This is a genomic window from Arthrobacter sp. H14, assembly GCF_000520495.1.
Taxonomy (GTDB): Bacteria; Actinomycetota; Actinomycetes; order Actinomycetales; family Micrococcaceae; genus Arthrobacter_C.
In genome coordinates this window covers 3,932-25,434 of record NZ_KI914687.1, presented here as the reverse complement: position 1 = coordinate 25,434, position 21,503 = coordinate 3,932, and the positions used below count along the sequence as shown (strand labels likewise).

Sequence of the window (21,503 nt, the reverse complement as noted above, 5' to 3'; positions counted from 1 at the left end):
GCGGCGGCGCCATCCTCGGGCCGGCTGTGTTTGGGCGGCCTGCCGGTTTCGCTGGTGAGTTGCTGGCCCAGCCGGCCGCCTGGACAGTCCCGGTGGCTTTCGCCGTGATGATTATCGTTTCGAAGCTGACGCCACAGCGCAGACCGGCGGGTGTGGCGGCTATCCTCGCCCGGCTGCACACACCGGAGCGCGCCAAAACCTGATCAGTCGATCGCAGCCATCAGTTCGACGACCTTGTCCATGAAGGCATCGACCTGCGCCTCCTCGTAACCGTTCCGGCCCTCCGCCGACCGGAAGACGGCGCGGCGGACGACATCGACGCTGAGGGGCTGGTCTGCCTCGAAGTATCCAAGGAGGTCATGGCAGAGGTCGTCGACGTCCTCAACGTTGTAGCTACGGGACTTGCGCTTCTTCGGACGCCGGAAGCGGTCGCCGTCGTCGCGGTGGAGTCGGGCGCGCAGCACCGCGGAGATCCGGCCGATCTGCATCAGCCAGGCCTCTTCACCTTCATCTCCGATCAGCTGGTCCCGTTCCCGTTGGGCAAATACGTCTTCCAGCCTGTCCAGCGCCGCGTCCACGGCCTCGGCCTCATAGCCACCGCGGGCGGGGTCGAAAGCCATTGCGCGCACGTCCCTGCTGGTGATGGTTTGCGCATCAGGATCGTTTGACGTGTAGTACTGGCGGGCCTTGGCCAGGAACTGATCCACCTGCTTGACGTTATAGCCATACTCGCTTCGGTCCACCCGCTCGAAGGGCGCGTGCGCATTGCGTGTCTCGTCCACCGTCACTGTGTTCCTTCATGGTCTATCGTCGGTGCGTAAAATCCGGGTTGAAGAATGCTGTCCACCATCATACTGACTGCCGTGCCGCCCGGCGGGAGGCGGACCCGAGGTGCCCTGAATCGGATTGGACCTGCCGGAGGACCATTAGACCTGGCCGGGCAACAGCAGCGACATAACGATGAAGGCCACCGGCGAGGCGAATACCACCGAATCCAGCCGGTCCATTACACCGCCATGGCCGGGCAGGATGTTGCTCATATCCTTGATACCCAGTTCCCGTTTGATCATCGACTCCGCGAAGTCGCCTGCGGTTGCCGCGGCAACCATGCTGACGGCGAGTACGGCGCCGATCCACCACGGTTCATCGAGCAGGAAGATTGCGCCGGCCACCCCGACAACAGCCGCTCCGCCAACCGATCCGGCAAAGCCCTCCCACGATTTCTTGGGACTGATTTTCGGCGCCATCGGATGCTTGCCGTAGAGGACACCAACCAGGTAGCCGAAGGTATCGTTCGCCACTACCAGGAGCAGGACCGTTGCTATTTTCAAAGCGCCGTCGGTTTCATGCAAAAGCAGGACGGCGAAACTCGTCAGCAACGGGACCCAGCACAAGGTGAAAACGCCGCCGATAATACTCTCCGTCGACCCTTCGGACCCGTCGAGCGCCCTCCAGACGAGGACCGCTGTCACGCTTGCCACCAGCGCAAAGCCCAGGCTTTCAGGGCCGCCGAAGAAGGCCGCAAACGGCATGGCGACCGTTCCAACGATGACGGGCACCAGTGGCAGGTGGATGTTCCGGAACGAAAGTGCGCGGGAAACTTCCCAGACGCCGGTTACGGAGAGGGCCGTGATCAGGATGACGAACGCTTCGGGCAGAAACACCAGTCCGACCAGCACCAGCACGACCAGTGCGATGCCGACCGCGATGGCTGCGGGCAGGTTCCGGCCGGCCTTCGGCGGCGTTACGTTAGCCCGCCGGGACCGGCGTCCAGTGCTTCCCGGGGTCCCGCCTGAGTCCGGCGGTGTTCCGGTGGCGGGGTCGTTATCCACCGGAGATGAACCAGCCGGTCCACGTGGCTGGTGTGTCATTAGACCTCGAGCAACTCTGTTTCTTTACGTTTGAGCAGCTCATCGACATTCTCCGTGTGCGCCTTGGTCAGGGCATCCAGTTCCTTTTCGGCGCGGGCGCCCTCGTCCTCACCGGCATCGCCGTCTTTGACGATCTTGTCCAACTGCTCCTTGGCCTTGCGGCGGATGCTGCGGATCGATACCTTGGCGTCCTCGGCCTTGCCCCGGACAACCTTGACGTACTCCTTGCGGCGTTCCGCCGTCAGTTCGGGAAGAACCACCCGGATCACATTGCCGTCATTGGCAGGGTTGGCCCCAAGGTCGGAGTCGCGCAAACCCTTTTCAATGGCCTGGAGCGCCGTCTTGTCGTAAGGAGTGATCAGCAGGGTGCGGGCCTCCGGGTTCTGGAAGGAGGCCAGCTGCTGCAATGGCGTCGGCGAGCCGTAGTAGTCTACGAGAACCTTGCCGAAGAGAGCTGGATTCGCCCGGCCGGTCCGGATGGAACCGAAGTCGTCCTTGGCCACCTCTACGGCCTTGTCCATCTTTTCGCCGGCCTCAAGCATGGTCTCTTCGATCATGGTTTCTCCTTGTCGTCAGTTGATCCGCCGATTGCGAGCGGATACTGGTCTCTCTCTTCATCCTATGCCACGCAGGCAGTGGGAATTGGGCAGGTCAGGCGGTCACCATGGTGCCGATATTTTCACCCATAATAGCCCGCGTGACATTGCCTTCACCCTGCATCCCGAACACAAGCATCGGAAGGTGATTGTCACGGCAGAGGCTGAATGCTGTCTGGTCCAGCACCCGGATGTTGCGGTGCATCGCGTCGTCGTAAGTCAGGGTTTCCAGCTTCTCCGCTGAGGGGTCCTGATGAGGGTCTGCGGTGTAAACGCCGTCTACGCCGTTCTTCGCCATCAACACCAGATCGGCGTGGACCTCCAGAGCACGCTGGGCGGCAACGGTATCGGTCGAGAAATAAGGCAGTCCCGCACCGGCGCCGAAAATCACGACGCGGTTCTTCTCCAGGTGCCGGATAGCGCGGCGCGGGATGTAAGCCTCGGCGACCTGGCCCATGGTGATGGCGCTTTGCACGCGGGTATCGACGCCGGCCTGCTCCAGAAAGTCCTGCAGTGCCAGGCAGTTCATCATAGTGCCGAGCATTCCCATGTAGTCGGCACGGGAACGGTCCATGCCGCTGTGGGAGAGTTCGGCGCCCCGGAAGAAGTTGCCACCTCCGACAACGATGGCGATCTCCACCTTGCCGACGGCCGCGGCGATCTGTTCGGCGATCCCGCGCACGGTTGCTGGATCGACGCCGAGCTTTCCGCCACCGAACACCTCACCTGAGAGCTTCAGCAGTACACGGCGGCGCTGTGCCTTTTCCTGGATGTGATTCAGGTTGTCCATGGGGCCTTCCGGTGTTGCATGAGTTTCGATTCCTTACACGGAAAAAGGGTGCGGCCACCGTGGTGACCACCCCCTCTCACGAGCGATCTTACAATCGCGGCTGACTAGGAGCCTACGCGGAAACGGGCGAGGCCGGTAGCCGTTACGCCAGCTTCCTGCAGAACCTGTGCCACGCTCTTCTTTGCATCCTTGGCGAATGCCTGGTCGAGAAGGACGCCTTCCTTGAAGAATCCGGTCAACCGGCCTTCGACGATCTTCGTCAGGGCCTGCTCCGGCTTGCCTTCGGCGCGTGCGGTTTCGTCGGCGATCCGGCGCTCGTTCTCCACCAGTTCAGCCGGAACCTCGTCGCGGCTGATGTAGGTCGGATTGTAAGCGGCGGCGTGGACGGCGACGTCGTGGGCCGCTTCCTTCGCCTCGGAGCCCTCGCCGTCGACGGCGAACAGCACGCCGACCTGTGCGGGCAGGTCCTTGGAGGTCTTGTGCAGGTACGCGTCGACGGTCTTGCCCTCCACGCGGGCGATACGGCGGAGTTTTACCTTCTCGCCAAGCAGCGCGCCGGCTTCGATGACGTGCTCCGACAGCGGCTTGCCGTCGACGTCGTAGCCCAGCAGCGCGTCGACGTCGGCGGCACCGGAATCGACCGCGGCGGTTACGACTTTGTCTCCGAACTCAATGAACGGTGCCGACTTGGCAACGAAGTCGGTTTCGCAGTTAACCTCGATCATGACGCCCACTCCGTCGTTCACGCGGGCAGCGATAAGTCCCTCGGCGGTGGAACGGCCTTCACGCTTGGTAGCGCCTTTGAGGCCCTTGATGCGGATGACTTCCATGGCCTTTTCGGCGTCGCCATTGGCCTCGTCGAGGGCCTTCTTGACGTCCATCATGCCGGCGCCCGTGCGCTCGCGCAGAGCCTTAATATCAGCGGCGGTGTAGTTCGCCATTTGAACTCCTTAAGTAGTTTGTTGAAAGGCGCCGGCGGTTTGGATAAGAATCCAACCGCCGGCGCCGGCAACCCCCGTCAGCACTGGCGCGTCGGGGAAGTTAAGGTTTACTTGTCTGCGTCGGAAGCTTCAGCAGCGTCGGCTACAGTCGCGTTGTCGGCAGCGACGGTGTTCGATGCCTGGACCGGAGTGGATTCCTCGGGAGCAGCGCCTTCGGCCTCATCGGCAGCGGCGCTTTCCACCAGCTCGGCGGTCTGGGCGTCCGGTGCAGCGGGAGCTTCAGCGACAGCATCCTGGGCGGGCGTCTCGGACTTACTCTCGAGCAGTTCACGCTCCCACTCGGCCATCGGCTCTTCAGCGGTTTCTTCGCCGCCGCCGGAGCGGTTGTTCCGTGCGAGCAGTCCCTCGGCCACAGCGTCGGCGACAACGCGCGTCAGCAGGTTGACGGAGCGGATCGCATCGTCGTTACCCGGAATCGGGAAATCGACCTCGTCCGGATCGCAGTTCGTGTCCAGGATGGCAACGATCGGGATATTCAGCTTCTTCGCCTCGTCGACGGCCAGGTGCTCCTTCTTGGTGTCGACAATCCAAACGACCGAAGGCGCCTTGGTCAGGTTGCGGATACCACCGAGGTTGCTTTCCAGTTTGGTCAGCTCACGTCTCAGGAGCAGCAGCTCCTTCTTGGTGTGACCGGAGCCGGCAACGTCGTCGAAGTTAATCTCTTCGAGTTCCTTCATGCGCTGGATGCGGCGGGAAACGGTCTGGAAGTTGGTGAGCATACCGCCGAGCCAACGCTGATTCACGTAGGGCTGGCCAACACGGGTGGCCTGCTCGGCAATAGCTTCCTGTGCCTGCTTCTTCGTTCCCACGAACAACACGGTGCCGCCGTGGGCGACAGTGGCCTTCACGAACTCGAAGGCGCGGTCGATGTAGGACAGCGACTGCTGCAGGTCGATGATGTAGATACCGTTGCGCTCGGTGAAGATGAAGCGCTTCATCTTCGGGTTCCAACGGCGGGTCTGGTGACCAAAGTGAACGCCGCTGTCGAGCAGCTGGCGCATGGTAACGACTGGCATGTCGTCACTCCTTCCGGCAGATAGATCATGGCGCGGCTTCACGCCCGCAATGACTCTGCCAATTGACGGTTAATTAGCTTCCACCCGGTTGGGTGTTGCTCCTGGTGCCCGTCAGTCCTGCCGATAATCGACCGGACGTGCTCCCCCACCGGACTTCCGTCCGGACCGAAGGGCCGCACTCCACCACTCTTTCAAGGTGTGGATTTGAGGCACGCGTAGTCAGCAGCCGCCCCCGCAAAAGCACACGGAAGACAGCAAACTGCTTCATCCAGTGTACTACAGGCGCATCCGCGGGCCGACCGGCCGAATCTGGTCCACCTTGTACCCCGTCACCGCTGTGTTGCTTCTCCTCCACATGGCCCCCGTCCGCCCAACCGTCCACAGATGCCACCTCCGCTCTTGAGGTTCTCCACGCACGGCTCAGAAGCTTGAATCATGAAACATCTGCACAAGGAAGCGGTCCGTCCCAGCAACAACCGGACCGGCGTGGCAGCTATTGCAGTAGTGATCGCCCTGTCGGTGCACGTTCTGCTTTTTGCCCTCCCCGCTGGAGCACAGGCCCGGCCATCCTCCTGGGACTGGCCCGTGGGGAAGAGTCCAGACGTGCTTCGGGAATTCGATCTTCCACCGGAACCATGGCTGAGCGGACACCGAGGCGTTGACCTCGCGGCTTCTGCCGGGAACACCAAAGTCCGGGCGCCTGCAGACGGAACAGTCAGCTTTGTGGGATGGGTTGTTGACCGCCCGGTACTGACCCTCGTCCACTCTGGGGGACTGCGCAGCAGCTTCGAGTCAGTACGCAGTGACCTTTCGAAGGGCGACACCGTTTCGCAGGGTGACATTATCGGCAAACTGACCAAGCCGCCGCACTGTGGCGCGAAGGCGGAGTGCGTGCATTGGGGCGTCCGCCGGGATGAGACCTACGTTAATCCGCTGCAGTTCGTTACAGACCTGCGCCCGTCGGTGCTCCTGCCCATCCCTGGGTAAGACAGTCTGAAACAAGCCCGGCTTAAACCGCCCTAGTGGAAGGCAGCGACGCCGGTAATGGCACGTCCAGTGACCAGCGTGTTGATCTCGTGAGTTCCCTCGTAGGAGTAGATGGCTTCGGCATCGGCGAAGATCTTCGCCATCTCGTAGTCAGTGACAATGCCGTTACCGCCAAGAATGCTCCTGCCCAAGGCAACGCTCTCCCGCATCCGGGAGGCTGTGAACGCCTTGGCCAAGGCCGAGTGCTCATCCTTGGCAATGCCTTCGTCTTCCATCTGCGCCAACCGGACCATCATCGACATGGAACTCGTCGCATTGCCGAGGATGGTCACGAGCTGATCCTGGATAAGCTGGAACGCCGCCAGCGGTTTGCCGAACTGGTGCCGCTCGACCGCATAACGGCGGGCTACGTCGAAAGCCGCCAGTTGCTGGCCGACTGCCTGCCATGCGACTCCCACACGGGTGGACTTGAGAACCTTGTTGGTATCCCGGAAGCTGTTGGCGCCGGCGAGATGGAAGTGCTCGGAGACGCGCACGTTGTTGAGAGTAATGTCCGCGTTCTCGACGCTGCGCAGCGAGATCTTATTCTCGATCTTCGTGGCTGAGTACCCCGGGGTCGCAGTGTCGACCAGGAACCCCTTCACCTGGTCGTCAGCCACGTCCTTGGCCCAGATGACAACGTAAGTTGAGAACGTCGCGTTGCCGATCCAGCGCTTTGCACCATTGAGAATCCAGCCGTCTCCGTCACGCTCGGCCGTGGTGCGCGTACCGCCTGCCACATCCGAACCGCCCAACGGCTCCGTGAGGCCGAAAGCACCGGTCTTCTTCAGCGAATAGATGTCGGGCAACCACTCTGCCTTCTGCTCCTCGGACGCCAGCAACTCAATACTTCCGGTAAAGAGACCGTCGTGAACGCCCATGAAAGTGGCGAAGGAAGTGTCGGCCCGGGTCAGTTCCGCGTGCATCAGACCGGCGAAGAGATATGAGTGGCCTTGGCGGCGGACCGGACTGACAATATCGAGATCCGCGAGCTTGGGAATTATTTCCTGCGGGAATTCGGCGCGGTTCCAGTACTCCCCTGCGATGGGCTTCACCTCTTTGGCCAGCCACTCGCGAATCTCCTGGAGCCGGTCGCGCTCGGCTCCGCCGAGGAGTTGCTCGAAGGCGAAGAAGTCTCCATCGGGGTAGGGCAAATTATTGACATCGGCTGGGCTCGGAGCCATGGACTTGTCCTTTACTCGGGAGGGTGGAACCCGCAGCACGTCCTGAAAGAAGGCGTTAGCGGATTGCTCAAGTTACTGCTGAGTAACTTATCAAAAAACATGCCCACGGCAAAAGCTCCGGCACTTGCGTACCGGGGCTTCTGTAAGTAGGGCAGGTGGGGCTTGAACCCACGACATACGGATTATGAGTCCGGTGTTCTAACCAGCTGAACTACTGCCCCGTGTCTTTCGGACATGGCAATCCTGCCACATGTGATGACCATGTCATCCTAGTATCCCGGGCCGCCTGGAAGCACATTGACCGGGAAGCGGCCGATCCTAGACCGCTTCCTTTTTCACCGGATCGCCCCGGTACAACGATTCGAAAGTCGACAACGTTTCGTCAATGCTGTGGATGTTGACCATCTCGCGGCTGGCCTTGCCCATCGCTTCCCGCTCCGAGTCAGGCAAGGCCATGATGGACGTGAGCTTCCTGGCAAGTTCGTCGGAGTCGCCAGGAGTGAAGAGATGCCCGTTTCCGCCTTCGTCCACCAGGTGCGGCAATGCCATCGCATTTGCAAGAACCACCGGCTTTGATGCCGACATGGCTTCGAGCGTGACCAGCGACTGCAACTCGGCCGTCCCCGGCTGGCAAAAAATGGTGCACCGAAGGTAGGCCCGCCGGAGCTCTTCATTACTGATTGATCCCAGGAACCGCACCCTGTTGCTCATTCCGAGTTCAGCGGTCCGTGCCTCCAACGCAGCCCGCACTTCGCCGCCGCCCACCACTTCGACGTGCAGGTTCAGATCTGCCGGCGTTTTCGCCACCGCTTCAATCAGCACATCCACGTGCTTTTCCTGCGCCAGGCGTCCAACGAACAGGACAACCGGGTGATCCAGATCCTCGATTTCCTCGCCGGGCTTTAATTCGTAGTCCGCCGCATCAATGCCGTTGGAGACGGGCAATACCTTGCGCAGAAAGGCATGCTCGTGCATCGCTTTGGCGGCCAACGGAGTCGGCGTCGTGACCGCAGCGGCCCTCTTGAACACTCTGCCCATATCCCGCCAGGAGTTCTTGGCCACGATCCTCTTGAACCACTTGGGAAACGGCAGGAACGGGTCCAGGTTTTGTGGCATGAAGTGGTTCGTCGCGACCATGCGGATCCCGCGGCGTTCGGCCTCCTCCAGCACTGCCTTGCCCACCATGTAATGGCACTGGACGTGGACGACGTCAGGCTGGACTTCGTCGAAGTACCTGGAAATGTCGTCCTTAATCTCCCACGGCAGGCAGATCCGCCAGTACTCGTGGGTGGGCACGGAATGCGAGCGCAGCCGGTGGACCATCGCGTCATCTTCGCGTGCCGATGAACTCGGTCCGGTGGAGGCACGAAAAGTCACCACGTGGACCTCGTGTCCGCGCTTCAGCATTCCCTGCGCCAGCCGGTATCCGAACTGCGCCGCGCCGTTGATATGCGGTGGGTACGTATCGGCGGCGATCATGATTTTGAGCGGCTTGGCGCCCGACTGGTCCGTCATCTGGTGGGACTCCTGGGTCACTGGACTGGTCAGCCTTCGGGATTCTTGATAACCGCGACTTTCTTCCGGCGTCGTGATTCCTTCGTTTCCTTTACGACGTCCGGATGATGCCTCGAAAGAGCGATTACACCCACAATAGCAAGCAAAGCAGCCGCTCCCATGGCAATCTTCATGACAGCGGGTACGTCGGGTCGCGCCTCTCCAAGAATCGTGATTCCAATGGCAATTCCCACGATGGGATCAATCACCGTCAGTCCTGCGATGACAAGATCGGGTGGCCCGCTGGAGTAGGCGTTCTGGACGAACCAAGCCCCCAGCGCGCCGGCAATGGCCATGCCGGCCACTGTGTACCACTGGACATTGCTGGTCGAAAGGCCGTTGGGGTCCAACAGTTGGCTGGCGATGATCCGTGTCAGCACGGCGACGAATCCGAACAGCACCCCGGCACCCAGAATGTAGGCAAAGGCACGCATCTTATGCCCGAGAGTCAGTGCCAGGGAACCAAAGACAGCCACGACGACGGCGAGTAACAGGACCGTCGTCAACTCGTCACGGCCCGTGACGGTGTGAGACTCCCTAATGACTTGGACGGCCATCACCACAAACAATGCACTGCCGGTGACGCATGTGGCGATTGCCACGACCGTCATCCGATTGAGCCGGATACCTTGATCACGTGAGTTGACGATGGTCGTGATCACGAGGGCGATGGCACCAATAGGTTGAACCACCATCAGCGGTGCCATCGACAACGCAACAACGTTGAGCGCCATCCCTGCACCAAGCAGCAGCAAGCCGAACATCCACCGCTTATTACGCAGCAGGCGCAGGAAACCAGTTGAATTGAGTGTCAGGCCACCGGTGTCGGCCCTGACGGCGCTGCCTTGCCGTTGAGCTCCGTAAGCGAGACAAATGGCCGACAGTACCGCCAGGAATACCGCTAGCCACTCCATGCGCTTCCGCTTCCTGATCGCGTATGAGCTGCGGTCATGTCGAAGGGGAAACTTGTGGACGATGCAGGCCTTGATACTTACGCACCGCTGCCCACCAGTAGTTATAGGAGGCGATCCAATGGCCGATACAGCCAACAAGGAGGATCACCAAGGCAACGGCTTCCAACGCAGTTCCGGTCAGCAGGGGCACCTGACCCAACAATAGGAGCGGCGTTCCCAACAGCAGGAGACCAGTCCTGAATTTCCCAACCCTGCTCACAGGCAGGCCCGGATGGCTCCGGAAGAGCACGAGAGTGGTGACCAGCAGGATTCCATCGGGTACGAGGATCGAAAAGACCAACCACCATGGCGCGACGCCAGTAGCCACCATGGTGATGGCGACGACTATGAGGGTGAACCGGTCCGCCATCGGGTCAAGGATCCGTCCCAGCTTTGAGACGAGATTGAACCTCCGTGCAATAAATCCGTCGATCCAATCACTCGCCGCCATGATGGCAAGGACCAGCACGCCCGCAGCGTAATCCTCCCGGACGAGAAACCAGACGAACAGCGGAACGCCCAGGACCCGCAGGACCGTGAGCACGTTTGGCACTGTCCAAAACGTGTCGAGAACTACCGGGGGGTGACCGGGGCGCGAACCAGCGCGTCGTAACCTCACGCCTCACCCCTTTCGTTACCTCGATCTTTCCACAACGGGCCCGGGTTGCCGGTCTGTTTTCATGATTTTATGAACCTTCGCGCAAGCACGATCAGTGTCATACCGGAGAAGATGAACACGGTAACCGGCACCCACCGGTTCTTCAGGGTGTTCAACGTCTCATCGGGTGAACGGTTGGCATAGCTGGCCATTATGGCTTTGGTTCTGTCGGCCGACTCGCGCATCTGGGACTTCACATCCAGTCTCCGGCCCAGCGAGTCCCGGACTGCGGCCAGACGGTCGCGCCGAAGCTGGGAGCGGTGCTTCAGTTCTTCGATGCTTGGAGGCGGTGGCTGCTTCGCCTTCGCCCTGGCATCGGCTTCCTTCTGAGCAGCCTTATCCTCTTTAGCCCGAGCCTTTTTGGCCTCGATGGACCGCGGGTCAAAGGCTGAACCTTCTTTCAACACGCCGATGTCGTATTGAATCCCGTGCATGGCACCTTCGGGTGCGGCAGGCATGACCTTCTTGAACCGGCTGCGTCCTATCAGTGCGGCGATGCCAGCGATCAGCAGGAAAACAACTGCCACGATCAACGCAGCCAACCATCCCGGCATAACGGTGGCGAGACCAAGAATTGCAGCTGCAATCAAAGCCACGACCAGAAATGCGACGAAAAGGAGGGCGACAACAAAAAACGCCGATGCAATTCCTGCTTGGATTCCCTTTCGCTTGAGTTCATCCTTGGCGATCTCCAGTTCATCCTTGAACTGCTGCGGGGTCAACTGGCCGGCGAGTTTGGCCAAACCAACTATCGAAGAATTCCGGGTAATGCCGCTGCTATGAGAGCCAGAAGATTCGACCATCAGCTCCGCCTCCATCCAATTCTCGTTGCTACCTGCCGTCCCTGCCTGAACCAGATCTGTCTGCTGGTCGTTGACAAGGGCGCTTACCGTCCAAAATTACCATTTAGCGGCGGAAATTGAATCAGCCCGGCCGCTATGGACACTTAGGGTCGAACTTGTTCCTGACGATCCTCCAATTCTTTGCCGGTCCGCTCCGGGAAGGCCACCTTGACGAACCAGAACGAAAGTAAGGCAAAGAATGCAAAACCGGCGTAAATGTATCCGAGTCCGATTGATTCGCTCAATGGCGGGAACAGGATTGTGACAATGAAATTGAATATCCAATTCACCATGGCCGCCAGACCCAACGCCAAAGAACGCATCTTATTCGGGAAGATCTCCCCGAGGGCAACCCACATCACCGGTCCCCATGTGGCGGCGAAGAAAACGACGAAAAGGTTTGCCCCCACCAGGGCAACTGCTCCCCAAGGTGCTCCAAGTTCAACGTTGACGCCCGAACCGGTGGACTGGCTGAAGGCAATCGCCGTTGCCACCAGCCCGGCAAACATCCCTGCCGATCCGCTCAACAGCAATTTCCGCCGGCCGACCTTGTCTACGAACAGAATCGCCACAAACGTCATCGCAACGTTGATGGCTGCGGTGATGACAGAGGTGAGGAATGCATCGCTGGTGCTGAATCCTACAGACTGCCAGAGCACCGTCGAGTAGTAGAAAATGGCGTTGATACCGACAAGTTGCTGGAAGGCGGCCAGCCCAATTCCCACCCACAGGATCGGTTGCAGCCCCAGCATGGGTCCACGCAAGTCCCGGTAACTGGCACGCCGCTCCTCGTCAAAGCTGTCCCGGATCTCATTAATCCGCTCATCGGGATTCGACGAACCAGTCACCCGGGCCACCACATCGCGGGCTTCGTCAACACGTCCGTTGCGCAGAAGGAACTGCGGAGACTCCGGAATGGACAGGGCCAGGACGCCGTAGACGACGGCGGGAATCACTCCAACCAGCAACATCCAGCGCCAGGCAGGCAGCCCCAACCACAACTCGGCCAATGGATTCCCCGCCGCTGCGGCCAGATAGGCATCAGACAACAGCGCGGCGAAAATTCCGGTTGTGATGGCTAATTGCTGCAGTGATCCCAGTGAGCCTCGAAGTCGGGCCGGTGCGACCTCGCCGATATACGCTGGGGCAATCACCGATGCGATACCGATGGCAAGCCCACCCAGCAGACGCCAGGCAGCCAAATCCCATTCAGAGACGGCCAGTCCCGAGCCAAGGGAACTCGCGACGAAAAAGGCCGCTGCCAGCACCATGACTTTTTTTCTGCCCCAGACATCGGCCAGTTGTCCGGCAAACCAGGCTCCGACGGCGCACCCTAGTAGAGTGATAGCGACCGTAATACCCAAAGCACCCGGCGAGAGTTCAAACTCCTGCTCAATGGCTGAGACGGCGCCATTAATGACGGCGGTATCGAAGCCAAACAGCAGTCCACCTATGGCCGCGGCGATGGTTACGCCAATAACCTTGCCCCGTTGTGGTTTAGGTGGTTGAGCTTCTGTGGGACTCATGAAAATCTCCTCGACGAAACAGCATTGGGAGTATGCGGTCAGCTTGCTTACCGATTCACCCTAGCAATGACCAATGCATCCACGGCATAGCTGCCAGACGATTCCAAGGAAGCCTTTGACCGCCAGAACGCATCCAGGTGATGCTCTCAGCCGCAAGCAAAAACTCGTCTACATCCTCATACTCGGAGCGTTAACGGCTCTCGGGCCGTTCACTATTGATCTCTACCTCCCGGCGTTCCCCGCCATCGAAGATGATTTAGGAGTCTCCGCCGCGGCGGTGCAACTCACACTGGCGGGAACGACAGTTGGGTTCGGGCTTGGTCAGCTTCTGGTGGGTCCGTTCAGCGACAAAGTTGGCCGCCGCCTGCCATTAATCCTGGCCACGTCCGTCCACGTTGCGGCCTCCATCGGAGCGGCGATGTCGACGGACATCACCACGCTGATGGTCTTCCGGGTCCTGCAGGGTATCGGCGCGGCAGGCGGAGGCGTTGTGGCCATGGCTACAATCCGTGACCTGTTCAGTGGTTATCCATTGGTGCGGATGCTCTCGCGGATGGCGCTGGTCAATGGCATGGCGCCCATCCTCGCTCCGGTGATCGGATCGCAGCTGTTGCTGGTGATGGACTGGCCGGGCATCTTCTGGTTCCTGGCTGTGTACGGAGCCATCGTGGTGGTCGCTGCCGCACTCATGATCGTGGAAACACTGCCGCCGGAGAAGAGAAAAGCTTCCGGCACGACGGCGGTGCAACGCTACAAGGCAGTCCTCAGCGACCGGATCTACCTCGGACTGCTGATGATGGGAGGCCTGAATTTCGCCGGACTTTTCACCTACCTGTCTGCCTCACCGTTCCTGTTCCAGGAGCTGTACGGGCTGTCTCCCCAGGAGTACGGGCTGCTGTTCGGCATCAACTCGCTGGGGGTGGTTTCCGGTGTACAGATCAGTGCAAGAATCGTCCGCCACGTCGGTCCACAGTGGGTACTGGCCTGCTCAACCGCGTCGATGTTCGTCATGGGCATGCTGATTGCGGTTTTCGACTGGCTCGGCTTCGGCTTTTGGGGCACCGTTATTCCGCTGTGGTTTTACATCATGTCCGTGGGTTTCACGTTCCCCAACATCCAGGTGCTCGCCCTTTCCAAGCACGGCGCGCAGGCAGGCACTGCGGCTTCGCTGCTCGGGGCCGCGACGTTCGGCTTCGCCGGCGCTATGACACCGGTCGTGGGTCTCTTCGGGGGCACGGCTGCCGCCATGGGACTGTTGATGGCAGCCAGCATCGGTTTGGCCATTATCGTCCTCTGGACCGTGGTGCGGCCCCGAACGGTGCCTGCCATCTGACGGCGCCGGTCTTGTCCCACCGCGGTGGCGGAGCCACTATGCTGGCAGGATGGCGAAACGATCGATGAACCGCAATGGCCGGGGACTCTTTTTGGGAGTGATTCTCGGCGCCGTCCTTGGTTTCTTTGTAGGGCGCTTCAGCGGCAATCCGCTCTTCGGCGTCGTCCTGGGTGCCGTCGTCGTCGGACTGCTGATGTACCGGGTGAATCCCGGCGGAAAAGACTAAAGCCCACCAACGGCGCCAAATAAAAAGGGTCCCGCACCAGCGTTCTCGCCGGTATCGGGACCCTGTCCGCTCCCCCGACTGGACTCGAACCAGTAACCCTTCGATTAACAGTCGAATGCTCTGCCAATTGAGCTACGGGGGAATGAAGCAGATACAAGACTAACAAAGGAATGATCGGAAGGAGAAATCGTTCCGGAAACCCCTGTTCAGCGCTCTTCGCGAAGCGCGCGGCGTTGCATTTCGAGCTCCATCAGTTCACGTTGCAGGCGCTGGTAGGTTTCCGGATCCTCGCTCGCATCCATCCGTTGCAGCTGTCCCATTTTTTCCGCTTTTTTACGCGTAATCTGCAGCTCAAACAGCCGGTTGAGGATGTCGACACAATAGATTGCCAGGGACTCCGCGGTGGTGGTGTTCAGCGGGCGGACGGCCAACTCCGAAACGAAGGACCTGAGCACCTCGGGAACTTCCTGGCGGACTTGCTCCACCCACTGAGCCGGTGATGCTCCCGCTTCCCCGGCCGCGCACACCGCTTCATGGACGGCGGCATGCGCTGGCGCGGCAAAGTGCGCCGCCCGGAACCCGTCCCACTGGTCAGGTGTCATCAAGCCTGGTTGCTGCAGAACGACTTCCAAGGCGTCGCGCTCAATCCGCACCACCGGATCACGTGGATCGGGCCGGGAGAACGTCGGTTGTGGCGCTTCGGCGGGTTCCTGGGCGACCTCGCCATTGCGTCCGCCGCGGTGGTCCTGATTGGGCTGATTCGACGCATTGGGACCGTTGCCGGTGCCGCGCTTGGCGGCGCTGGCCACCGCACGGGAGACTTCGTCCGGGTCCACGCCCAACCAGCCGGCCAGCTCCCTGGAGTAGGCGGGGCGCATGGCCGGATCGCGGATTTGAGCAACGACGGGCGCGCAGGAACGCAGCGCCTGCACCCGGCCCTCCACCGTATCCAGGTTGAATTTTCGCAATGTCGCCTTGATCGCGAATTCGAACAAGGGACGGCGTGAGTCAATCAATTCCTGGACGGCTGCGTCTCCCCGGCTCTGCCGCAGATCGCAGGGGTCGGCTCCGGTCGGTTCGACCGCGACGTAGGTTTGGGCCACGAACTTCTGGTCCTCATCGAATGCCTTCAGGGCCGCCTTCTGCCCTGCCTCGTCGCCGTCGAAGGTGAAGATCACCTCGCCGCCCGTTCCGTCGTCGGACAATAAGCGCCGGGAGATCTTGATGTGATCGGAGCCGAAGGCCGTTCCGCAGGTGGCCACTGCGGTTTTGATGCCGGCCAGGTGGCAGGCCATCACATCGGTATACCCCTCAACTACGACCAGCTGCCGGTTTTTGGCGATCTCCCGCTTGGCAAGGTCGATGCCGTAGAGGACCTGCGATTTCTTGTACAGCATGGTCTCGGGAGTGTTCAGGTACTTTGGGCCTTTGTCGTCGTCGAGCAGGCGGCGTGCACCGAAGCCGATGGTGTCCCCGGAGATATCCCGGATCGGCCAGATCAGGCGGCCACGGAAACGGTCGTAGATTCCCCGTGATCCCTGGCTGAACATGCCGGTGTTGGACAGCTCGTCGTCGGTGAATCCCTTCCCGCGCAGATGTTTGAGCAGCCCCTCCCAGCCCTGTGGTGCGAAGCCGATACCGAAGTGCTCCGCCGCCGTACGGTCGAAGCCGCGTTCCTGCAGGAACCGCCGGCCAATTGCGGCGTCTGGACTGAGCAGCTGGCTGCGGAAGAACTCGGCTGCGATCTTGTGCGCGTCGAGCATCCGCTGGCGCTTGCCGACATCTTCGCGTTTGGGGCCTGCTCCGTCCTCGTACCGGAGTTCGAAACCTACCCTTGCCGCGAGCTTTTCGACCGTCTCCGAGAAGCTGCCGTGGTCCATTTTCTGGACGAAAGAGATGACGTCGCCGCTCTCTCCGCAGCCGAAGCAGTGATACGTGCCAACCTGGGGACGGACGTGGAATGACGGACTGCGCTCATCGTGGAAGGGACACAGTCCCTTGAATGAACCGATTCCGGCGCTCTTGAGCGTGACGTAGGCGTCGACCACCTGTTTGATATCCGTTCGCTGCCGCACCTCATCGATGTCCTCACGTCGTATCAAGCCAGCCACCGTCAGTCCGCCAAATTGTGGTGCCATGCCTGGGCGGATACGTCGGTGAGCGACGCCACCTGGTCGATGACGACGCGAAGCCGGGCGCCGTCGTTGACCGCTTCACGCCAGTCTGCAGCGAAGGTGGTTTCCAGGTGCTGATCTCCGGTGGCGTCAAGCGCCGTGACCAGTTCGGCGAGGATCTGGCGCTGCCGTTCATACAACGGCCGGCGGTGGTCGCTGGTCATCACGAAGGTGGTGGCCAGGCCCTTCATCACCGCTATCTCCGTGACTGTTTCCTCAGGGACCACCATGTCCGCTGCGTAACGGGTCAGCGGTTCCGGCCCGAAAATTCTCCGGGTGGTATCCAGCGCGCTGGTGCAGAACCGGCCGATCAGTTGACTGGTCATGTCCTTGAGCGCCGCCATCGAGGCACGGCTGCCGTCGGCTTTGCGGACCCAGACGGGTGTGGCTTCCAGTCTCGCCAGTGCATCTTCGACGGCAGCAGGGTCGCTGTGCGGCAGGTACCACTGCTGGGTGTAACCAATGACACGGGCGCGCTCGTCCGGATCTGAGAGCTGACCGAGCTGAAGGTGTCCGGCGACGATGGCGTCCTCGACGTCGTGCACGGAATAAGAGATGTCGTCGGCCAGGTCCATCACCTGCGCTTCGATGCATGGATGGCGTTCGGGAGCATTGGCGCGGAGCCAGTTGAAGACCGGCAGGTCATCCTCATAGGCACCGAATTTGCTGGTCCGGTGCCCGTGGATAATCGGGGCTTCGATGGCGGACCAGGGGTATTTGCAGGCGGCGTCAAGGCTGGCGCGGGTCAGGTTCAGCCCGGCAGGAATGCCATCCGGACTGATAATTTTCGGTTCCAGCCGGGTCAGCAGCCGCAGGGTCTGGGCGTTGCCTTCAAAACCACCGACGTCGTGGGCGAGCTCGTTCAGTGCCGACTCACCGTTGTGCCCGAACGGCGGATGGCCCAGGTCATGTGAGAGGCATGCGGCGTCGACGACGTCGGGATCACAGCCCAGTGCGCGGCCCAGTTCCCTGCCGATCTGGGCAACTTCCAGACTGTGCGTCAGCCTGGTGCGGACGAAGTCATCGGTGCCGGGAGCGACCACTTGGGTCTTGGCGCCCAGCCGGCGCAATGCCGACGAGTGCAGCACCCGCGCACGGTCGCGTTCGAAATGTGTGCGGTAAGTGCTCTTGGCAGGTTCTTCCACCCACCGTTCGTGGTCTGCCTCACTATAGGCCGTGCCGACGGAACTGGCAGGAACGCGCAGCCCGTCGTTGACCTCAACCACCTGATACGTCCAGTTCGGCTGCGGAGATTTCGCCCTGCTGCTCGGCGTTCAGGCAGCGTTCCTCGAGCCAGCCCTGAGGCAGCGCCGGATTCTTCGGTGAACCTGCACGTCCGCGCGGCCCTTCGGCGTCGGCTCCGGGGTAAGGCGCATTCGGATCCAGCTCGTCCAGCAGTTCGCGCAGGACCTCCAGGGTGGGAACGGTCGCCAATTTAGCCCGAAGGTCGCCGCCGACCACGTACCCCTTGAAATACCAAGCCATGTGCTTACGGATGTCGCGCAGCGCCTTGAGTTCATCGCCGAAGGTATCCACCAGCAGTTCGGCGTGGCGGTACACACTGGCAGCGACGGCGCCAAGATCCGGCCGGTGCCGGGCGTCACTGCCTTCGAAGGCCGCCATCAAATCGCCAAACAGCCACGGCCGTCCCTGGCAGCCACGGCCGATGACTACGCCGTCGACGCCGGTTTCCGCCACCATCCGCATGGCGTCCTCCGCGGACCAGATATCACCGTTTCCGAGCACGGGAATGTCCGGCAATGCCTCCCGCAGCTCGGCGATGGCGTTCCAGTCCGCCTTGCCCGAATAGAACTGCGAGGCCGTCCGGCCATGCAAAGCGACGGCGGCAACTCCGCTGTCGCGGGCGATCTTCCCGGCCTCGCGGAAGGTCAGGTGGTCCTCGTCGATTCCCTTGCGCATCTTGATCGTCAGCGGGATATTGCCCTTGGAAGCCTCCCGGACGGCGGTCTGGACGATTCCGGTGAACAGGTCGAGCTTCCATGGCAGTGCCGCCCCGCCGCCCTTGCGGGTGACCTTGGGTACGGGGCAGCCGAAGTTGAGGTCGATGTGGTCCGCGTGGTCCTCCTCGACGAGCATCCGCACGGCCTGGCCGACGGTGACCGGGTCCACGCCATAGAGCTGGACAGACCGGACCTTCTCGTCGTCGTCGTGCGAAATGATGCGCATCGACTCGGGGGTGCGTTCCACCAGTGCCCGGGAAGTGACCATCTCCGAGATGTAGAGTCCCCCGCCGTACTCGCGGCAGAGCCGGCGGAAAGCGGTGTTGGTGATTCCGGCCATGGGGGCAAGCACCACCGGCGTGTCGACGGTAAGTCCTCCGAGCTGGAGGGCCGGCAGGCTGAGGCGGGATGTCGTGGTCTCGGAAATCGTGGCTGTCACCCGTCTATTGTCTCAAAGGATCGCAAATCCTCCGACCCGGCCGGGGCGCCTGTGGATGAACACCCAATCCGGTCTCCCACAGCAGCCGGATGATTTCAACAAAGCCGGTTTCAAGACCTAGTCGCTGACGATATCGGTTTCGCTCACGACGGCGGCTCCCCCGGCCTCGATCAGCGGGTCGACGACGGCGGTCAGTGCCGTCATCGACTCGTCCACCTCCACCTCGACAGGATATTGGTGCGTCAGCAGGGCCAGCAACTGCCGCGCTCCTTCGGAGGCTTTCGGGTCGGACGTGTCGTAACCGAGCAGCACGTCCGCCGGCGGCTGCGCAGCTTCAGGGTCCTCCTGCGGCTGCGTGTAGCTGACAGCGAATACCCTGATCTTGCCGGCCTCGCGCAGCACCACTGCCCCGTGGGCTCCGGCGGCCTCGCTGAGGAAGAGCTGGTTGACCTTGCCGAGGCCGATGTCGGCCGGCGGATCCCACTGGTGCACACTGACGTAAAAGTCCCAGAGCGCGCGGGTCAATTCCACCGACCCGGTGGCCAGGTCCTCGACGTCCTTGCGGCTGTCCTCGCTGATGCCTTCAAGCCGGAGTGAACCGGCCGCCACGCGGACAATCCGCGAGCGCTGGATTGGTTTCAGGCCGGCCGAAGCTGCGAAGGCGGCACCGGGCGTTCCGGGTCCGACCTTGGCGCGCAGCCGTTGAGTCCCTGTGTCGGCCGCTTGGGCCTCCTTCTTCAGCATGCCCAGCAGCGTCGCGCCCACACCCTTGCCGCGGTGATCCTTGGTGACCTCAATGTAGGCCCACAACCGCTCGGGATGAACTCCTGCTTCGGCGACGACGGCGGCCGCGACCGGGATTCCCTGGTCCTCGGCCACGATGGTGCGCGAAAACGGTTCGTCGGAGGGCTCGCGGAAGAGCTCTCTGCCCGCGATGGCGTCGTGTTCGGCGTCGCCCCAAATGTCATTCAGCGCGGCGCCGTCGGACGGATCCCACGGGCGGTAGGTCAGTTCAGTCATTGGTCCTCCTCTTAGGAGCCGATCAGCTTCGCTGCCAGATAGCCCTCGATGGCATCGAGGGAAACCCGTTCCTGCGCCATCGTGTCGCGCTCCCGGACGGTGACAGCGTCGTCGTCGAGGGTGTCAAAGTCCACGGTGATACAGAACGGTGTGCCGATTTCATCCTGGCGACGGTAGCGGCGGCCGATGGCACCGGCGTCGTCGAAGTCAATGTTCCAGTTCTTCCGCAAGGCTGCGGCGAGGTCCTTCGCCTTGGGCGAGAGCTTTTCATTCCGGCTCAACGGCAGCACGGCGGCCTTGACCGGGGCCAGACGGCGGTCCAACCTCAGCACGGTGCGCTTGTCCACTCCGCCCTTGGCATTGGGCGCCTCGTCCTCGGTGTACGCGTCGATCAGGAAGGCCATCATGGCGCGGGTCAAGCCGAAGGAGGGTTCAATCACGTATGGGATAAACCGCTCGTTCGTCTGCTGGTTGAAGTAGCTCAACTCGGTCCCGGAGTCCTTGGAGTGCACGCCGAGGTCGTAGTCAGTGCGGTTGGCAACGCCCATCAGCTCGCCCCACTCGCTGCCCTGGAAGCCAAAGCGGTATTCCAGGTCGATGGTGCCGGCCGAGTAATGTGCACGGTCCTCTGCGGGCACATCGAAGCGGCGCATATTGTCCGGGTTGATGCCCAGATCCGTGAACCAGTCCCAGCAGATCTCCACCCATTCCTTGAACCACTCGTCGGCGTCGTCCGGGGCCGTGAAGAACTCAATCTCCATCTGCTCGAACTCACGGGTGCGGAAGATGAAGTTACCGGGGGTGATTTCGTTCCGGAACGCCTTGCCGATCTGGCCGATGCCGAACGGCGGCTTCTTGCGCGACGTCGTCAGCACGTTGTTGAAGTTCACGAAGATGCCCTGGGCGGTTTCCGGGCGGAGGTAGTGCAGGCCTTCCTGGTTATCAACAGGGCCGAGGAAGGTCTTGAGCAGTCCGGAGAAGTTCTGCGGTTCGGTCCACTGGCCGCGGTTGCCGCAGTTGGGGCAGGCGATTTCTTCCATTCCGTTTTCTGGGGCGCGGCCCTTCTTGGCTTCGAAAGCCTCGATCAGGTGGTCCTGGCGCTGGCGATGGTGGCAGGAGAGGCACTCCACCAGCGGATCGGAGAAGGTGGCCACGTGTCCGGAAGCTTCCCAGACGGGCTTGGGCAGGATGATGGACGAGTCGAGTCCGACCATGTCCTCGCGGCCGCGGACAAGCGACTGCCACCACTGGCGCTTGATGTTTTCCTTCAGTTCCACCCCGAGCGGTCCGTAATCCCAGGCTGACCGCGAGCCGCCGTAGATCTCACCGGCTT

The 21,503-nt window shown here is 61.5% G+C and carries 20 protein-coding genes, 2 tRNA genes and 1 pseudogene; 4 read left to right on the top strand and 19 right to left on the bottom strand.

Going from position 1 to position 21,503, the window contains the following annotated elements; all coding sequences use genetic code 11:
* A pseudogene (locus Y707_RS31730) lies at positions 1–203 on the top strand (cation acetate symporter); the annotation flags it as partial.
* On the opposite strand, the gene Y707_RS0118570 reads toward Y707_RS31730, so the two are convergent.
* The 6 genes from Y707_RS0118570 to rpsB form a co-directional block, all read right to left on the bottom strand.
* Complete coding sequence (locus Y707_RS0118570) at positions 204–788, bottom strand: DivIVA domain-containing protein (RefSeq protein WP_026536186.1); 585 nt, start codon at positions 786–788, stop codon at positions 204–206.
* 138 nt (positions 789–926) lie between these two features.
* Complete coding sequence (locus tag Y707_RS0118565; RefSeq protein ID WP_026536185.1) at positions 927–1,871, bottom strand: phosphatidate cytidylyltransferase; 945 nt, start codon at positions 1,869–1,871, stop codon at positions 927–929.
* Positions 1,871–2,428, bottom strand: a complete 558-nt coding sequence (gene frr / locus Y707_RS0118560; RefSeq protein WP_026536184.1) for a ribosome recycling factor — start codon at positions 2,426–2,428, stop codon at positions 1,871–1,873. Before frr ends, Y707_RS0118565 begins: the two co-directional genes overlap by 1 nt.
* A 94-nt stretch (positions 2,429–2,522) precedes the next feature.
* Positions 2,523–3,257, bottom strand: coding sequence for a UMP kinase (pyrH, locus tag Y707_RS0118555; protein WP_026536183.1), 735 nt, complete (start codon positions 3,255–3,257; stop codon positions 2,523–2,525).
* Positions 3,258–3,361: 104 nt separating this feature from the next.
* Positions 3,362–4,198, bottom strand: a complete 837-nt coding sequence (tsf, locus tag Y707_RS0118550; protein ID WP_026536182.1) for a translation elongation factor Ts — start codon at positions 4,196–4,198, stop codon at positions 3,362–3,364.
* A gap of 107 nt (positions 4,199–4,305) precedes the next feature.
* Complete coding sequence (rpsB, locus tag Y707_RS0118545) at positions 4,306–5,274, bottom strand: 30S ribosomal protein S2 (RefSeq protein ID WP_026536181.1); 969 nt, start codon at positions 5,272–5,274, stop codon at positions 4,306–4,308.
* Between the two features lie 435 nt (positions 5,275–5,709).
* Here rpsB and Y707_RS0118540 point away from each other — a divergent pair, with 435 nt between their 5' ends.
* Entirely contained in the window at positions 5,710–6,261 is a 552-nt protein-coding gene (locus Y707_RS0118540; protein ID WP_081745003.1) for a M23 family metallopeptidase, read from the top strand.
* Positions 6,262–6,293: 32 nt separating this feature from the next.
* Here Y707_RS0118540 and Y707_RS0118535 read toward each other — a convergent pair whose 3' ends face one another.
* From Y707_RS0118535 to Y707_RS0118505, 7 genes are all read right to left on the bottom strand, one after another.
* Positions 6,294–7,484 carry an acyl-CoA dehydrogenase family protein gene (locus Y707_RS0118535; RefSeq protein WP_026536179.1) on the bottom strand — a complete coding sequence of 397 codons (1,191 nt, stop codon included), beginning with the start codon at positions 7,482–7,484 and terminating at the stop codon, positions 6,294–6,296.
* A 147-nt stretch (positions 7,485–7,631) separates the two neighbouring features.
* Positions 7,632–7,705 (bottom strand) — tRNA-Ile (locus tag Y707_RS0118530).
* A gap of 97 nt (positions 7,706–7,802) precedes the next feature.
* Positions 7,803–8,999: a glycosyltransferase gene (locus Y707_RS0118525; protein ID WP_026536178.1), complete on the bottom strand. Its 1,197-nt coding sequence runs from the start codon at positions 8,997–8,999 to the stop codon at positions 7,803–7,805.
* 29 nt (positions 9,000–9,028) lie between these two features.
* The gene (locus tag Y707_RS0118520) at positions 9,029–9,952 is read right to left on the bottom strand and encodes a DMT family transporter (protein WP_026536177.1); all 924 of its coding nucleotides are present in this window, start codon (positions 9,950–9,952) and stop codon (positions 9,029–9,031) included.
* Positions 9,953–9,986: 34 nt separating this feature from the next.
* Complete coding sequence (locus Y707_RS0118515) at positions 9,987–10,544, bottom strand: CDP-alcohol phosphatidyltransferase family protein (RefSeq protein WP_333782859.1); 558 nt, start codon at positions 10,542–10,544, stop codon at positions 9,987–9,989.
* A 125-nt stretch (positions 10,545–10,669) separates the two neighbouring features.
* The gene (locus tag Y707_RS0118510; protein WP_035782624.1) at positions 10,670–11,452 is read right to left on the bottom strand and encodes a phage holin family protein; all 783 of its coding nucleotides are present in this window, start codon (positions 11,450–11,452) and stop codon (positions 10,670–10,672) included.
* Positions 11,453–11,595: 143 nt separating this feature from the next.
* Positions 11,596–13,017, bottom strand: coding sequence for a sugar porter family MFS transporter (locus tag Y707_RS0118505; protein ID WP_026536174.1), 1,422 nt, complete (start codon positions 13,015–13,017; stop codon positions 11,596–11,598).
* 73 nt (positions 13,018–13,090) lie between these two features.
* Between Y707_RS0118505 and Y707_RS0118500 the strand changes: the two genes are divergently transcribed.
* Positions 13,091–14,350 (top strand): multidrug effflux MFS transporter, encoded by a 1,260-nt coding sequence (locus Y707_RS0118500; RefSeq protein ID WP_051442189.1) that lies wholly within the window; start codon positions 13,091–13,093, stop codon positions 14,348–14,350.
* Positions 14,351–14,399: 49 nt separating this feature from the next.
* The gene (locus Y707_RS31920; RefSeq protein WP_081745002.1) at positions 14,400–14,576 is read left to right on the top strand and encodes a glycine zipper 2TM domain; all 177 of its coding nucleotides are present in this window, start codon (positions 14,400–14,402) and stop codon (positions 14,574–14,576) included.
* A gap of 69 nt (positions 14,577–14,645) precedes the next feature.
* Here Y707_RS31920 and Y707_RS0118490 read toward each other — a convergent pair.
* From Y707_RS0118490 to Y707_RS27465, 6 genes are all read right to left on the bottom strand, one after another.
* Positions 14,646–14,718, bottom strand: a tRNA-Asn gene (locus Y707_RS0118490).
* 64 nt (positions 14,719–14,782) lie between these two features.
* Entirely contained in the window at positions 14,783–16,687 is a 1,905-nt protein-coding gene (dnaG, locus tag Y707_RS0118485) for a DNA primase (RefSeq protein ID WP_026536172.1), read from the bottom strand.
* Positions 16,688–16,689: 2 nt separating this feature from the next.
* On the bottom strand, positions 16,690–17,955 hold the full coding sequence (locus tag Y707_RS0118480) for a deoxyguanosinetriphosphate triphosphohydrolase (protein ID WP_026536171.1): 1,266 nt from the start codon (positions 17,953–17,955) through the stop codon (positions 16,690–16,692).
* Between the two features lie 13 nt (positions 17,956–17,968).
* Entirely contained in the window at positions 17,969–19,150 is a 1,182-nt protein-coding gene (gene dusB, locus Y707_RS0118475) for a tRNA dihydrouridine synthase DusB (RefSeq protein WP_026536170.1), read from the bottom strand.
* A 117-nt stretch (positions 19,151–19,267) separates the two neighbouring features.
* Positions 19,268–20,170 carry a GNAT family N-acetyltransferase gene (locus tag Y707_RS0118470; protein ID WP_026536169.1) on the bottom strand — a complete coding sequence of 301 codons (903 nt, stop codon included), beginning with the start codon at positions 20,168–20,170 and terminating at the stop codon, positions 19,268–19,270.
* Between the two features lie 11 nt (positions 20,171–20,181).
* A partial coding sequence (locus Y707_RS27465; RefSeq protein ID WP_035782593.1) for a glycine--tRNA ligase occupies positions 20,182–21,503 on the bottom strand: 1,322 nt, incomplete at its 5' end.

Bases quoted from the DNA above. Each gene is read 5' to 3' on its own strand.
- Y707_RS0118565 (WP_026536185.1), bottom strand. From the start codon at position 1,871: ATGACACACCAGCCACGTGGACCGGCTGGTTCATCTCCGGTGGATAAC.
- frr (WP_026536184.1), bottom strand. From the start codon at position 2,428: ATGATCGAAGAGACCATGCTTGAGGCCGGCGAAAAGATGGACAAGGCC.
- pyrH (WP_026536183.1), bottom strand. From the start codon at position 3,257: ATGGACAACCTGAATCACATCCAGGAAAAGGCACAGCGCCGCCGTGTA.
- tsf (WP_026536182.1), bottom strand. From the start codon at position 4,198: ATGGCGAACTACACCGCCGCTGATATTAAGGCTCTGCGCGAGCGCACG.
- rpsB (WP_026536181.1), bottom strand. From the start codon at position 5,274: ATGCCAGTCGTTACCATGCGCCAGCTGCTCGACAGCGGCGTTCACTTT.
- Y707_RS0118540 (WP_081745003.1), top strand. From the start codon at position 5,710: ATGAAACATCTGCACAAGGAAGCGGTCCGTCCCAGCAACAACCGGACC.
- Y707_RS0118535 (WP_026536179.1), bottom strand. From the start codon at position 7,484: ATGGCTCCGAGCCCAGCCGATGTCAATAATTTGCCCTACCCCGATGGA.
- Y707_RS0118525 (WP_026536178.1), bottom strand. From the start codon at position 8,999: ATGACGGACCAGTCGGGCGCCAAGCCGCTCAAAATCATGATCGCCGCC.
- Y707_RS0118520 (WP_026536177.1), bottom strand. From the start codon at position 9,952: ATGGAGTGGCTAGCGGTATTCCTGGCGGTACTGTCGGCCATTTGTCTC.
- Y707_RS0118510 (WP_035782624.1), bottom strand. From the start codon at position 11,452: ATGGTCGAATCTTCTGGCTCTCATAGCAGCGGCATTACCCGGAATTCT.
- Y707_RS0118505 (WP_026536174.1), bottom strand. From the start codon at position 13,017: ATGAGTCCCACAGAAGCTCAACCACCTAAACCACAACGGGGCAAGGTT.
- Y707_RS0118500 (WP_051442189.1), top strand. From the start codon at position 13,091: ATGCATCCACGGCATAGCTGCCAGACGATTCCAAGGAAGCCTTTGACC.
- Y707_RS31920 (WP_081745002.1), top strand. From the start codon at position 14,400: ATGGCGAAACGATCGATGAACCGCAATGGCCGGGGACTCTTTTTGGGA.
- Y707_RS0118470 (WP_026536169.1), bottom strand. From the start codon at position 20,170: ATGACTGAACTGACCTACCGCCCGTGGGATCCGTCCGACGGCGCCGCG.